Here is a 13398-nt window from a genome sequence, read left to right as displayed (position 1 = left end):
GGAGTCGAGATGCACGATCCGCGCGAAGTCTACATGAATACCCTGGTTCCGATGGTGGTCGAGCAGACCAACCGTGGTGAACGTGCCTACGATATCTATTCACGGCTGCTGAAGGAACGGATCATCTTCATCGTCGGGCCGGTGCATGACGGTGTGTCATCGCTGGTGACCGCCCAGTTGCTGTTTCTCGAAGCCGAGAACCCGACCAAGGAAATCTCGATCTACATCAATTCACCGGGTGGCGTCGTGACCTCCGGTCTCGCGATGTACGACACGATGCAGTATATCCGCCCCAAGGTGGCCACGCTTTGTATCGGCCAGGCCGCTTCCATGGGATCCCTGCTGCTGTGCGCCGGCGAGAAAGGCATGAGGTTCAGCCTGCCGAACTCGCGCATCATGATCCATCAGCCGTCCGGCGGATTCCAGGGCCAGGCCGCGGACATCGAAATCCATGCCCGGGAGATCATCGCCCTGCGCCAGCGGCTGAACGAAATCTACGTGAAGCACACGGGCACGGACATGAAGACCATTGAAAACTCGATGGATCGCGACAATTTCATGACGCCGGAGCAGGCGAAGGACTTTGGCCTGATCGATGAGGTCGTGGCGACCCGGCCGGTCATCGGTGACGGCAAGGACGGCGCGGACAGTTGAGACTCCCGGCGTTAACCCAAAGTTGAAGGCACCGGTCTACAGTGCGGTCCTGCACCGTGCTGTGTGATCTGCGCCTTTTGTGAAGCGTAATGGACTGTACGTGACGCAAGACGCTCGTCTAGAATGCCGGGACTATGAGGAATCGGAGCGGATATGACCAAACTTAGCGGCGGCGACTCGAAAAACACGCTGTATTGCTCGTTTTGCGGCAAGAGCCAGCACGAGGTGCGCAAACTGATTGCAGGCCCGACCGTTTTCATCTGCGATGAGTGTGTCGAGCTGTGCATGGATATCATCCGTGAGGAGAACAAGGGGTCCCTGGTCAAGACCCGTGACGGCATCCCGACGCCGGCCGAGATCTGCTCGGTCCTGGATGATTACGTGATCGGACAGTTCGATGCGAAGCGGGTGCTCTCGGTCGCGGTCCACAACCATTACAAACGGCTCAATCACAGCACCAAGAACGGTGACGTCGAACTGGCGAAGTCCAACATCCTGCTGATGGGGCCGACCGGTTGCGGCAAGACCCTGCTGGCGCAGACCCTGGCTCGGATCCTGGATGTGCCCTTCACGATGGCCGACGCGACCACGCTGACAGAGGCGGGATACGTTGGTGAGGATGTCGAGAACATCATCCTCAAGCTGCTGCAGTCGGCGGACTACAACGTCGAGCGTGCGCAGCGCGGCATCGTCTACATCGACGAGGTCGACAAGATCAGCCGCAAGTCCGACAACCCCTCGATCACGCGCGATGTCTCCGGCGAGGGCGTGCAGCAGGCGCTGCTGAAGATCATGGAAGGCACCGTCGCAAGCGTGCCGCCCCAGGGCGGGCGCAAGCATCCGCAGCAGGAATTCCTGCAGGTGGACACGACCAACATCCTGTTCATCTGCGGCGGCGCGTTCGCCGGCCTGGACAAGATCATCTCCGCGCGCGGGCAGGGCACCTCCATCGGCTTCGGCGCCGATGTTCGCTCACCCGATGACAGGGGAACCGGTGAGATCCTGCAGGAAGTCGAACCCGAGGACCTGCTGAAATTCGGCCTGATCCCGGAATTTGTCGGTCGTCTGCCCGTGCTGGCGACGCTGCGTGATCTGGACGAGGACGCGCTGGTGCAGATTCTGACCCAGCCGAAGAACGCCCTGGTGAAGCAGTATCAGCGCCTGTTCGAGATGGAAGACGTCGGACTGACCTTCAACGATGATGCGCTGAAGGCCATCGCCCGGCGCGCCATCCAGCGCAAGACCGGTGCCCGCGGCCTGCGGTCGATCCTGGAGAGCATCCTGCTGGATTCGATGTACGAACTGCCGTCCATGGATGGCGTCGAACAGGTCGTGGTCAATGGCGAGGTCGTTGAAGGCAATGCCAGTCCGCTCAAGCTGTACGCAGACCGTTCCGGTGAACTCGATTCCTCGGCCTGACCGCTGAATCGCACCGAATCGATCACGGTTTCGGCTCGAAACCTTGAAGCTTGTTTTTTGTCGTATAGATCAAGCGAAGCGGACCGGATGCTCATGAGAGGTCCTGACGCCGCGTTTGAAGGAGGCTGCTTTGTCTGATCCTGTAAATTCTCAGGCCCTTCCCGTATTGCCGTTGCGCGATATCGTGGTCTTCCCCAACATGATCGTGCCGCTGTTCGTGGGCCGCGAGAAATCGGTGCGCGCGCTTGAAGCCGTCATGCAGGGCAACAAGGAAATCCTGCTGGTGGCGCAGAAGGACGCCGCGGTCGATGACCCGGGGCCGGACGACATCTATCGCTACGGCGCGGTTTCCACCGTACTTCAGCTGCTGAAGTTGCCCGATGATACCGTGAAGGTGCTGGTCGAGGGACGCCGCCGCGCGCTCATCACCGACTTTGTCGACAATCCCGACTATTTCGAGGCCGTTGCCGATCAGCTGGAGGAAGAGCCCGGCGATGCGAACTCGGTGGAGGCGCTCGTGCGCTCGCTGCGCGAGCAGTTCGAGCAGTATGTGAAGGTTTCCCGCAAGGTGCCGAACGAGGTTCTGGCCACGGTCGAGAAGATCGAGGAGCCGGGCAAGCTGGCCGATACGGTCGCGCAGCACCTGCAGCTCAAACTGTCCGACAAGCAGGAATTGCTGGAGAAGCTCAGTGTTCAGGAGCGTCTGGAGCAGATCCTGGCCAAGATGGACGGCGAACTGGATGTCATCCAGGTCGAGAAGAAGATCCGCGGACGCGTGAAGCGTCAGATGGAGAAGACCCAGCGCGAGTATTATCTGAACGAGCAGATGAAGGCGATCCAGCGGGAACTGGGCGACGGCGAAGAGGGTGGCAATGAGCTTGATGAGCTGGAAGAGCGCATCAAGAAGACCAAGTTCACCAAGGAAGCGCGCGAAAAGGCGGATGCCGAGCTGAAGAAGCTGAAGGCCATGAGCCCGATGTCGGCCGAGGCGACCGTCATCCGCAACTACCTCGACTGGCTGCTGTCGATCCCCTGGAGCCAGCGCAGCCGGGTGAAGAAGGATATTGTTGCCGCCGAGAACGTGCTGAACGACGACCATTTCGGACTCGAGAAGGTCAAGGAACGCATCCTTGAGTATCTTGCCGTGCAGCAGCGCGCCAAGAAACTGAAAGGCCCGATTCTCTGCCTCGTCGGCCCGCCGGGTGTGGGCAAGACCTCGCTGGCCAAATCGATCGCCCATGCGACGGGGCGCGAATATGTGCGCCTTTCACTGGGTGGTGTGCGTGACGAGGCCGAAATCCGCGGCCATCGGCGGACCTATATCGGCTCGATGCCCGGCAAGATCATCCAGTCGATGAAGAAGGCGAAGAAGAGCAATCCGCTGTTCCTGCTGGACGAGGTGGACAAGCTGGGCGCGGACTTCCGCGGCGACCCGTCGTCGGCCCTGCTGGAAGTGCTCGACCCGGAACAGAACAACAGCTTCAGCGATCACTATCTGGAGGTCGATTACGACCTGTCGGACGTGATGTTCATCTGCACGGCGAACACCTTGCGGATGCCGCAGCCCCTGCTGGACCGCATGGAGATCATCCGTCTGTCCGGCTACACCGAAGACGAGAAGATCGAGATCGCCAAGCGGCACCTGGTGCCGAAGCAGGTCAAGGACCACGGTCTGAAGAAGGGCGAGTGGGAGATCTCCGACAACGCGATTCGCGATGTGGTCCGCTATTACACGCGGGAGGCGGGCGTCCGTAACCTGGAACGCGAAATGGCGAACCTGGTACGCAAGGCCGTGAAGGAGATCGTCAGCGGCGAGTCCGAGAGGATCAAGGTCACTGTCCAGAATGTGGAGAAGTACGCGGGCGTGAAGCGCTTCCGCTACGGCATGATGGAAGAGGAAGACCTGATCGGTGTGACCACCGGGCTGGCCTGGACCGAGGTCGGTGGCGAACTGCTGTCGATCGAGGCGCTGACGCTGCCGGGCAAGGGACGCATGACGATCACCGGCAAGCTGGGCGACGTGATGCAGGAATCCATCCAGGCCGCGAAGTCCTTCGTGCGCGCACGCTCACTCGAATTCGGTGTCATTCCGCCGACCTTCGACAAGCGCGATATTCACATCCACGTACCGGAGGGCGCCACGCCCAAGGACGGTCCCTCGGCCGGTATCGCAATGGTCACGTCGATTGTTTCGGTATTGACACAGATACCGGTGCGTCGCGACATTGCCATGACGGGCGAGGTGACCCTGCGTGGCAGGGTGTTGCCGATCGGCGGTCTGAAGGAGAAGCTGCTTGCCGCACACCGGGCCGGAATCAAGATGGTTCTGATCCCGCGCGACAACGAGAAGGATCTTCAGGATATCCCCGACAACGTGAAGAGGGATATCGAGATCGTACCGGTGGCCACCGTCGATGACGTGTTGCCGCGTGCCCTGACCGGTCCGCTGACGGCGGTGGAGTGGGACGAAGCGGCCTATGAGGCGGAGCGTCTTGCCGCGTCGCGCGGCGATACGGATCGCGGAGATGTCGTCACGCACTGATCCTGAGAGAGACGTCACGAAACTTGGGGAAAAGCCGCCGTCAGGGCGGCTTTTCTTTTGACGGCACGCGGCGCGGTGCATAAGGTTGCGGCGGAATCAGACGCCGACCGAAGGCGATGAGATAAGCAGTCAAAAAAGGGGATTTCACGTGAACAAGAACGAGCTGGTAGCTGCCGTGGCCGAGAAGGCCGGTCTTTCGAAAAGCGACTCGGGCGATGCCGTCGACGCTGTTTTCGACGCAACCACGGGCGCCCTGAAGGCGTCGGACGAAGTCCGGCTGGTCGGATTTGGCACGTTCTCGGTCAGCCAGCGCGCTGCCTCGAAGGGCCGCAATCCGCAGACGGGTGCCGAGATTGATATTCCGGCCTCGATCCAGCCGAAATTCAAGGCCGGCAAGGGCCTGAAGGACGCTGTGAACAGCTGATTCCTGCTTCAGGATCTGGAACACCGGCCGTTCGCAAGAGTGGCCGGTGTTTCTGTTTTCGGGGCTGTCGTCGTCGAGCGCGGCCCCTGGATGAATAGCGTGCCGGGCGGTTAGCTCAGTTGGTAGAGCATCTCGTTTACACCGAGAGGGTCGGCAGTTCGAGCCTGTCACCGCCCACCATTCAAGGCCGGTCTTCAGGTGCTGGCCGGGGATTTATCGACAATTCCCGCAAAACTGTCATGTCATTCGGATGTTTTGGGTTTCGGTGCTTGACAGGGGGCGGTCGGGACGCGTATTTCCCGCCTCGCTTCATCCAATTGCGGGGGTGTAGCTCAGTTGGTTAGAGCGCTGGCCTGTCACGCCAGAGGCCGCGGGTTCGAGTCCCGTCACTCCCGCCACTTTATCCCTTTGCATGATTGACATTGCAGCACGCGTATCGCCGCGGATTTCGGATTTTTTTCCTGAGATTGCGGCTGTTTGGCGCTTTCGGATGCCGGGGCATGCTCCTATACTCCGCGCCAGAATCTGAGGGGATCACTTGAGGAGCCGCCATGTCCGGCATCGACAATCTGCTGGTGGAATACCTGCCGATCATGATTTTCCTGGGCGTCGCCATCGGGCTCGCGTCCATCATGGTGATCGCGTCCCTGATCGTCGCACGCCAGCGGCCGGACGCCGAGAAGCTGTCGACCTATGAATGCGGGTTCGAGCCGTTCGGCGATGCGCGCCGCCAGTTCGACGTCCGCTTCTACCTGGTCGCGATCCTGTTCATCATCTTCGATCTCGAAGTCGCGTTCCTGTTTCCTTGGGCCATCAGCCTGGCGGAGATCGGCACCTTCGGCTTCTGGTCAATGATGATCTTCCTCGGCATCCTGACGATCGGTTTTGTCTACGAATGGAAGAAGGGGGCTCTCGAATGGGAGTAGAACCCAGAGCGACGGGCACGGCACCTGTGACGCACGGTGACCAGGACGCCTTCTACCGCGACGTCGGCGAGGAGATCTCGGAAAAGGGTTTCGTGGTCAGCCAGGTCGACAAGCTGGTCAACTGGGCGCGTACCGGCTCCCTCTGGCCGATGACGTTCGGTCTGGCCTGCTGCGGTGTCGAGATGATCCACGCCTACATGCCGCGCTACGATCTGGACAGGTTCGGCGTCGTGCCGCGTGCCAGTCCGCGCCAGTCCGACGTGATGATCGTCGCGGGTACGCTCACCAACAAGATGGCACCGGCCCTGCGGAAGGTCTACGACCAGATGTCAGAGCCGCGGTACGTGATCTCGATGGGCAGTTGCGCCAACGGCGGCGGCTACTACCACTATTCCTATTCGGTCGTGCGCGGGTGCGACCGGATCGTGCCGGTCGACATTTACGTACCGGGATGCCCGCCGACAGCCGAGGCGCTGGTCTATGGCATCCTGCAGCTGCAGCGCAAGATCCGCCGCACCGGTACCATCGCCCGTTGATTTCCACTGTAAGGCCCTGACATCGATCATGGATGAAGCACTCAAAGACACCGCAGACCTGATCGAGGGCGCGATCGGCGATTCGCTGATCGAACGGTCCGAATCGCTCGGTGAACTGACGCTGCGGGTTCGCGCCGATCATGTGGAGCGGGTGATGTCGTTCCTGCGCGATGATCCGTCCTGCATGTTCCAGTTGCTGATGGATATCACGGCCGTCGACTGGCCGGGCCGCAGCCCGCGCTTCGACGTGGTCTATCACCTGCTCTCGATCCGGCACAATCTGCGGGTGCGCATCGTGATCCGGACCGACGAGGAAACGCCGGTGCCGAGCATCTGTGACATCTACAGTGCGGCGAACTGGTTCGAGCGCGAGGTGTGGGACATGTACGGCGTGATGTTCTCGGGCCATCCCGATCTGCGCCGGATCCTGTCCGACTACGGGTTCGAGGGGCATCCGCTGCGCAAGGATTTCCCGCTGACCGGCTATGTCGAGGTGCGCTACGACGACGAGCAGAAGCGCGTCGTTTACGAGCCCGTCAAGCTGGTCCAGGAGTTCCGCCGCTTCGACTACATGAGCCCGTGGGAAGGCGCGGAATACATCCTTCCCGGCGACGAGAAAGCCGATGATGCGGCTGAAGGAGCGTCCTGATCATGGCCGAGGTCGAGATCAAGAACTACATGATGAACTTCGGGCCGCAGCATCCGGCGGCGCATGGCGTGCTGCGCCTGGTGCTGGAACTGGACGGCGAGATCGTCGAGCGCGCGGATCCGCACATCGGACTGCTTCATCGCGGCACCGAGAAGCTGATCGAGCACAAGACCTATCTGCAGGCGATGCCCTATTTCGACCGGCTGGACTATGTGGCGCCGATGAATCAGGAGCATGCCTTCTGCCTGGCGACGGAAAAGCTGCTGGGCCTGGAAGTGCCCGCGCGCGGTCAGGCGCTGCGCGTTCTGTTCGCCGAGATCGGGCGGCTGCTGAACCACCTGCTGAACTGCACCACGCAGGCCATGGATGTGGGCGCGATGACGCCGACGCTCTGGGGCTTCGAGGAACGCGAGAAGCTGATGGAGTTCTACGAGATGGCGTCGGGTGCGCGGATGCACGCGGCCTATTTCCGCCCCGGTGGCGTGCATCAGGATATTCCGGCGCAATTGCCTGAATTGATCCTGGACTGGGCCGACAAGCTGACCTTCCTGGACGATATCGAGGAACTGCTGACCGAGAACCGGATTTTCCGCCAGCGGAATGTGGATATCGGCAATATCTCCGCCGACGATGCGATCGACTGGGGGTTTACCGGCGTGATGCTGCGCGGGTCGGGCGTGCCGTGGGATCTGCGCAAGTCTCAGCCTTATGACGGCTACGAGAAATACGATTTCGACATCCCGGTCGGCAAGACAGGTGACTGTTTCGACCGCTACCTCTGCCGGGTCGAGGAGATGCGGCAGTCGATCGAGATCATCCGCCAGGTCATCGAGACCCTGCCGGACGGCCCGCACGCCTCGATCGACAAGAAGGTAACCCCGCCGCGGCGTGGTGACATGAAGACATCGATGGAAGCCCTGATCCACCACTTCAAGCTTTACACCGAAGGCTTTCACGTGCCCGAAGGCGAAACCTACGTGGCCGTCGAGGCGCCGAAGGGGGAATTTGGCGTCTATCTGATCTCGGACGGCTCCAACAAGCCCTACAAATGCAAGATTTCCGCACCCGGCTTCAGGCACCTCCAGGCGACCGATTTCATGTCGAAGGGCTATCTGCTGGCCGATACGGTCGCCATCGTCGGCTCGCTCGACGTTGTTTTCGGGGAGATTGACCGATGAGCGCGCGTCCTGTCGCACCGGATGAACAGCAGCCCGAATCCTTCGAATTCGAACCGGACGTGTGGGCCGAGGCCGAGAAGATCATCGCCCGCTATCCCGAAGGTCGCCAGCAGAGCGCGGTGATGCCGCTGCTGGATCTGGCGCAGCGGCAGCATGGCTGGATTCCGAAAGCGGCGGTGCGGACGATTGCCGACAAGCTGGGCATGCCGTTCATCCGCGCCTACGAGGTCGCGACCTTCTACACGATGTACAATCTGGCACCGGTCGGCGAGTTCCATCTGCAGCTCTGCCGGACCACGCCCTGCTGGCTGCGCGGGGCCGACGATCTGCGCCGCGCGATCAAGGACCGCACCGGTCTGGAGGTCGCGGGGACCAGCGATGACGGCAAGTTCTCGCTGGTCGAGGTCGAATGTCTGGGTGCCTGCTGCAACGCACCCATGATCCAGATCAACGATGATTTCTACGAGGATCTGGACTACGACCGTTGCGTCACGCTGCTGGACAAGCTGGCAGCGGGCGAGACCGTCGAGCCCGGCCCGACCATCGACCGGAAATTTTCAGCGCCGGCTGAGGGTCGCAAGACCCTGCTGGAACAGGCCGGGGAGGCCTCCTGATGCTGCAGGACAAGGATCGCATCTTCACGAACGTCTACGGCGACCAGCCCTGGAACCTGCCCGATGCCCGCAAGCGCGGTGTCTGGGAAGGCACGAAGGGTCTGCTGGATATGGGATCGGACAAGATCATCGACCAGATCAAGGAATCGGGCCTGCGCGGACGTGGCGGCGCCGGATTTCCGACCGGCCTGAAATGGTCCTTCATGCCCAAGGAATCGGACGGACGTCCGTCCTACCTGGTTGTGAACGCCGATGAATCCGAGCCCGGTACCTGCAAGGACCGCGAGATCATGCGCAATGATCCGCACCGGCTTCTGGAGGGCTGCCTGGTGGCCGGCTTCGCGATGCACGCATCGGCGGCCTATATCTACATCCGCGGCGAATTCGTCATGGAAGCCCGAATTCTGCAGGCCGCCATCGATGAAGCCTACGACGCCGGGCTGATCGGCAAGAACGCCTGCGGGTCCGGCTATGACTACGACATCGTGCTGCACCGCGGCGCCGGTGCCTACATCTGCGGCGAGGAAACCGCACTGATCGAGAGCCTGGAAGGCAAAAAGGGGCAGCCGCGCCTGAAGCCGCCGTTCCCGGCTGCCGTCGGCCTCTACGGCTGTCCGTCGACGGTCAACAATGTCGAATCCATCGCCGTTGCGCCCGAAATTCTGAAGCGTGGGCCTGAATGGTTCGCCGGTCTCGGCCGCCCCAACAACGCGGGCACCAAGCTTTTCTGCGTTTCGGGACACGTGAATACACCCTGCAACGTCGAGGAAGAGATGGGCATTCCCCTGAAGGAACTGCTCGAAAAGCATTGCGGTGGCGTGCGCGGCGGCTGGGACAACCTGCTGGCGGTGATTCCGGGCGGGTCGTCGGTGCCGCTGATTCCGAAATCGATCTGCGACGAGCAGTTGATGGACTTCGACAGCCTGAAGGAAGTGCAGTCCGGTCTGGGCACGGCCGCCGTCATCGTGATGGACAAGTCCACCGACGTCGTGGCCGCGATTGCCAATCTCGCACATTTCTACATGCACGAAAGCTGCGGACAGTGTACCCCCTGCCGGGAAGGCACGGGCTGGATGTATCGCGTGATGATGCGGATGGTGCGCGGTGCCGCGTCGGTCGATGAGATCGACAAGCTGTATGACGTGACGAAACAGGTGGAAGGTCACACGATCTGTGCGCTGGGCGATGCTGCGGCATGGCCGATCCAGGGTCTGATCCGGCATTTCCGGCCGGAGCTGGAGCAGCGGATCATCGATTTTCGCAAGCAGGCGGCCTGAGCGGGGCGTCGGATGACTGAGCGGATTATTGAGGGGAACGGCGGAATATCATGCCGAAACTGACGGTTGACGGAATAGAAGTGGAAGTCCCGGCGGGGGCGACGGTGCTGCAGGCCTGCGAGGCGGCGGGGGCCGAGATTCCGCGCTTCTGCTATCACGAGCGCCTGTCCATCGCAGGCAACTGCCGGATGTGCCTGGTGGAGATGGAACGCTCGCCCAAGCCGATCGCGAGCTGTGCGATGCCCGCAGGCGACAACATGGTCATCCACACCAAGACGGAGACCGTGAAGAAGGCCCGTGAGGGCGTGATGGAATTCCTGCTGATCAACCATCCGCTGGACTGCCCGATCTGCGATCAGGGCGGCGAGTGCGACCTGCAGGACCAGGCGATGGCATTCGGCCGTGGCGGCAGCCGCTATGAAGAAAACAAGCGTGCCGTGCCCGAGAAATACATGGGACCGCTGATCAAGACGATCATGACGCGCTGCATCCATTGCACGCGTTGCATCCGGTTCGTCGAGGAAGTGGCCGGCGTGCCGGAAATCGGTGCCGTCTTCCGTGGCGAGAACATGGAGATCACCGCACTGGAGCAGGTGGTCGATTCGGAACTTTCGGGCAATGTGATCGATCTGTGCCCGGTCGGCGCGCTGACATCGCGCCCCTACGCCTTCGAAGCGCGCCCCTGGGAACTGCGCAAGACCGAGACCATCGATGTGATGGACGCGGTCGGGTCGAACATCCGCGTCGATGCGCGGGGCCGGGAAGTGCTGCGCGTTCTGCCGAGACTGAACGACGACGTGAACGAGGAATGGATTTCCGACAAGACGCGCTATGCCTGCGACGGTCTGGGCCGTCAGCGGCTTGACCGTCCCTACGTCCGCGGCGATGGCAAGCTGAAGCCGGCGAGCTGGGCCGAGGCCTTCGAGGCGATCAAGGCGAAGCTCGATGGTATCGACGGTGCGAAGGTCGCCGCGATTGCCGGCGATCTCTGCGGTGCCGAAGAGATGGTCGCCATGAAGGATATGATGACCGCGATCGGGTCGGCCAACGTGGACTGCCGTCAGGACGGTTCGCCGGTGGGCGGCGGAGCGCGGGGCGATTACCTGTTCAACGCGACGCTGGCCGGCGTCGAGGATGCCGACGCGATCCTGCTGATCGGCACGAACCCGCGCAAGGAAGCCGCCGTGCTGAACGCGCGCATCCGCAAGGCCTGGGTCCAGTCTCACGGCACGCTGAAGATCGGCGTGATCGGCGAGGACGCGGATCTGACCTATCCGACGGAATATCTGGGTGCCGGACCGCAGACGCTGACCGAAGTCGCGGGCGGTTCGCACAGTTTTGCCGACGTCCTGAAGCAGGCCGAGCGCCCGCTGATCATCGTCGGCGCGGGCGCACTGGCGCGCGAAGACGGTCTGGCCGTCCTCGATGCCGCCAGAAAGGTCGCAACCGGCGCGGACGCGATCGGTGATGAATGGAACGGCCTGTGCGTGCTGCAGTCTGCCGCCTCACGCGTTGCCGGGCTTGAACTCGGCATTCTGCCGGGCGACGGCGGCAAGGGCACGCGCGAGATACTGGCCGCCGCAGCGTCCGGAGAGATCGAACTGGTCTGGCTGCTCGGTGCCGACGAACTCGATATGTCGTCGCTCGACAAGGCGTTCGTGGTCTATCAGGGCAGCCATGGCGATGCCGGTGCCCACGCGGCGGATGTGATCCTGCCGGGCGCGGCCTATACCGAGAAATCGGCGACCTACATCAATACCGAAGGCCGGATCCAGATGTCGGACTTCGCCGTGCATCCCCCGGGAGAGGCACGGGAGGACTGGAAGATCTTCCGCGCGCTGTCGACCTTGCTGGGTGATCCCTTGCCCTACGACGATATCGGCGGGTTGCGCGACCGCATGAAGCAGATCGTCGATGAGATCGACATGGTCGATGTCCCGCGTCCGGGCGCGACCGGAGAGCACGCCGGCGGTGAAATGTCGGATGCGCCGTTCGTGTCGTCGGTCGGGGACTTCTATCTGACCAACCCGATCGCGCGCGCCAGCGAGACCATGGCGGAGTGCTCGGCGCTCTATTCGGTCGGCAAGGCGCAGACCACGGAGGCGACGGGCACCGATGGCTGAGTTCTGGAGCGGATATGCGCTGCCCGGCCTGATCATTCTGGGCAAGGTGCTGCTGATCACGGTACCGATGCTGCTGGCCATGGCCTATCTGACCCTGGCCGAGCGCAAGGTCATGGGCTGGATCATGCTGCGGCGCGGACCGAACGTCGTAGGCCCCTTCGGGTTGCTGCAGCCGCTGGCGGACGGCGCGAAGCTGTTCTTCAAGGAAACGGTCATACCGACCGGATCGGACAAGACCGTCTTCATCATCGCGCCGATGCTGACCTTCATTCTGGCGCTGATCGGCTGGGCCGTGATTCCCTTCGATCAGGGGTGGGTGCTGGCCGACATCAATGTCGGCGTGCTGTACCTGTTCGCCGTGTCCTCGCTGGGCGTTTACGGCATCGTCATGGCGGGCTGGGCGTCGAATTCACGCTACGCCTTCCTGGGGGCCATGCGGTCGGCGGCCCAGATGGTTTCCTATGAGGTCTCGATCGGTTTCGTGATCGTCACCGTGCTGCTGTGCGCCGGGACGCTGAACCTGTCCGGGATTGTCGAGGCGCAGTCGAATGCCGGCGTGGCGCATCTGCTGGGGCTGGAAAACGGCGGTATCCTGGGCTGGTACTTCATCCCGCTGTTTCCGATGTTCGTGATCTTCTTCATCTCGACACTGGCGGAGACCAACCGTCATCCGTTCGACCTGCCGGAGGCGGAAGCCGAACTGGTCGCGGGCTATCAGGTCGAATATTCGTCGATGACCTTCGCCCTTTTCTTCCTGGGCGAATACATGAACATGATCCTGATGAGCGGCCTGACCGTCATCCTGTTCCTGGGGGGCTGGCATTCGCCGATACCCGGAGAGACGGTCGTGCCGGGCATCATCTGGTTCGCGCTGAAGATCAGCATGCTGCTGTTCGTCTTCATCTGGGCGCGCGCGACGCTGCCGCGCTATCGCTATGACCAGCTGATGCGTCTGGGCTGGAAGGTATTCCTGCCGATTTCACTGTTCGCCGTCGCATTCTACGCCGGCGTGTTGCTCTATGCCGGGTGGCTGCCCGGCATGGAAGGCTGAGGGAG

At 62.0% G+C, this 13398-nt stretch carries 12 protein-coding genes and 2 tRNA genes; all 14 read left to right on the top strand.

Annotated features, from left to right (window positions below; all coding sequences use genetic code 11):
• Positions 1–9 precede the first annotated feature (9 nt).
• Positions 10–654: an ATP-dependent Clp endopeptidase proteolytic subunit ClpP gene (gene clpP / locus ACN0X7_RS06335; RefSeq protein ID WP_417515263.1), complete on the top strand. Its 645-nt coding sequence runs from the start codon at positions 10–12 to the stop codon at positions 652–654.
• A 153-nt stretch (positions 655–807) separates the two neighbouring features.
• Positions 808–2073, top strand: a complete 1266-nt coding sequence (clpX, locus tag ACN0X7_RS06330; RefSeq protein WP_417515261.1) for an ATP-dependent Clp protease ATP-binding subunit ClpX — start codon at positions 808–810, stop codon at positions 2071–2073.
• 130 nt (positions 2074–2203) lie between these two features.
• Positions 2204–4615, top strand: a complete 2412-nt coding sequence (lon, locus tag ACN0X7_RS06325) for an endopeptidase La (protein ID WP_417515259.1) — start codon at positions 2204–2206, stop codon at positions 4613–4615.
• Between the two features lie 148 nt (positions 4616–4763).
• Positions 4764–5039 carry an HU family DNA-binding protein gene (locus tag ACN0X7_RS06320; RefSeq protein WP_417515257.1) on the top strand — a complete coding sequence of 92 codons (276 nt, stop codon included), beginning with the start codon at positions 4764–4766 and terminating at the stop codon, positions 5037–5039.
• A gap of 104 nt (positions 5040–5143) precedes the next feature.
• Positions 5144–5219 (top strand) — tRNA-Val (locus ACN0X7_RS06315).
• 141 nt (positions 5220–5360) lie between these two features.
• Positions 5361–5437, top strand: a tRNA-Asp gene (locus tag ACN0X7_RS06310).
• Positions 5438–5590: 153 nt separating this feature from the next.
• Positions 5591–5965 carry an NADH-quinone oxidoreductase subunit A gene (locus ACN0X7_RS06305; RefSeq protein ID WP_417515255.1) on the top strand — a complete coding sequence of 125 codons (375 nt, stop codon included), beginning with the start codon at positions 5591–5593 and terminating at the stop codon, positions 5963–5965.
• Positions 5935–6501: a NuoB/complex I 20 kDa subunit family protein gene (locus tag ACN0X7_RS06300; RefSeq protein ID WP_417515253.1), complete on the top strand. Its 567-nt coding sequence runs from the start codon at positions 5935–5937 to the stop codon at positions 6499–6501. Before ACN0X7_RS06305 ends, ACN0X7_RS06300 begins: the two co-directional genes overlap by 31 nt.
• A gap of 28 nt (positions 6502–6529) precedes the next feature.
• Positions 6530–7150, top strand: a complete 621-nt coding sequence (locus ACN0X7_RS06295; protein WP_417515251.1) for an NADH-quinone oxidoreductase subunit C — start codon at positions 6530–6532, stop codon at positions 7148–7150.
• A gap of 2 nt (positions 7151–7152) precedes the next feature.
• Positions 7153–8328 carry an NADH-quinone oxidoreductase subunit D gene (locus tag ACN0X7_RS06290; protein ID WP_417515249.1) on the top strand — a complete coding sequence of 392 codons (1176 nt, stop codon included), beginning with the start codon at positions 7153–7155 and terminating at the stop codon, positions 8326–8328.
• Positions 8325–8942, top strand: a complete 618-nt coding sequence (gene nuoE, locus ACN0X7_RS06285) for an NADH-quinone oxidoreductase subunit NuoE (protein ID WP_417515247.1) — start codon at positions 8325–8327, stop codon at positions 8940–8942. Before ACN0X7_RS06290 ends, nuoE begins: the two co-directional genes overlap by 4 nt.
• A complete protein-coding gene (gene nuoF / locus ACN0X7_RS06280) occupies positions 8942–10219 on the top strand; it encodes an NADH-quinone oxidoreductase subunit NuoF (RefSeq protein WP_417515245.1) in 1278 nt (425 codons plus the stop codon). The genes nuoE and nuoF overlap by 1 nt, the downstream gene beginning before the upstream one ends.
• 50 nt (positions 10220–10269) lie before the next feature.
• Positions 10270–12342, top strand: coding sequence for an NADH-quinone oxidoreductase subunit NuoG (gene nuoG, locus ACN0X7_RS06275; RefSeq protein WP_417515243.1), 2073 nt, complete (start codon positions 10270–10272; stop codon positions 12340–12342).
• Positions 12335–13393 (top strand): NADH-quinone oxidoreductase subunit NuoH, encoded by a 1059-nt coding sequence (gene nuoH, locus ACN0X7_RS06270; protein WP_417515241.1) that lies wholly within the window; start codon positions 12335–12337, stop codon positions 13391–13393. Before nuoG ends, nuoH begins: the two co-directional genes overlap by 8 nt.
• Positions 13394–13398 lie beyond the last annotated feature (5 nt).

It is taken from the genome of Minwuia sp. (assembly GCF_048263705.1).
Classification (GTDB): Bacteria; Pseudomonadota; Alphaproteobacteria; order Minwuiales; family Minwuiaceae; genus Minwuia.
The sequence above is the reverse complement of the archived record's forward strand: the minus strand, read 5'-3'. Positions and strand labels throughout refer to the sequence as shown.

Excerpts from the sequence above, each read along its gene's own strand:
- clpX (WP_417515261.1), top strand. The coding sequence starts at position 808 with ATGACCAAACTTAGCGGCGGCGACTCGAAAAACACGCTGTATTGCTCG.
- ACN0X7_RS06290 (WP_417515249.1), top strand. The coding sequence starts at position 7,153 with ATGGCCGAGGTCGAGATCAAGAACTACATGATGAACTTCGGGCCGCAG.
- ACN0X7_RS06305 (WP_417515255.1), top strand. The coding sequence starts at position 5,591 with ATGTCCGGCATCGACAATCTGCTGGTGGAATACCTGCCGATCATGATT.
- nuoH (WP_417515241.1), top strand. The coding sequence starts at position 12,335 with ATGGCTGAGTTCTGGAGCGGATATGCGCTGCCCGGCCTGATCATTCTG.
- nuoF (WP_417515245.1), top strand. The coding sequence starts at position 8,942 with ATGCTGCAGGACAAGGATCGCATCTTCACGAACGTCTACGGCGACCAG.
- nuoG (WP_417515243.1), top strand. The coding sequence starts at position 10,270 with ATGCCGAAACTGACGGTTGACGGAATAGAAGTGGAAGTCCCGGCGGGG.
- nuoE (WP_417515247.1), top strand. The coding sequence starts at position 8,325 with ATGAGCGCGCGTCCTGTCGCACCGGATGAACAGCAGCCCGAATCCTTC.
- clpP (WP_417515263.1), top strand. The coding sequence starts at position 10 with ATGCACGATCCGCGCGAAGTCTACATGAATACCCTGGTTCCGATGGTG.
- ACN0X7_RS06300 (WP_417515253.1), top strand. The coding sequence starts at position 5,935 with ATGGAAGAAGGGGGCTCTCGAATGGGAGTAGAACCCAGAGCGACGGGC.
- ACN0X7_RS06295 (WP_417515251.1), top strand. The coding sequence starts at position 6,530 with ATGGATGAAGCACTCAAAGACACCGCAGACCTGATCGAGGGCGCGATC.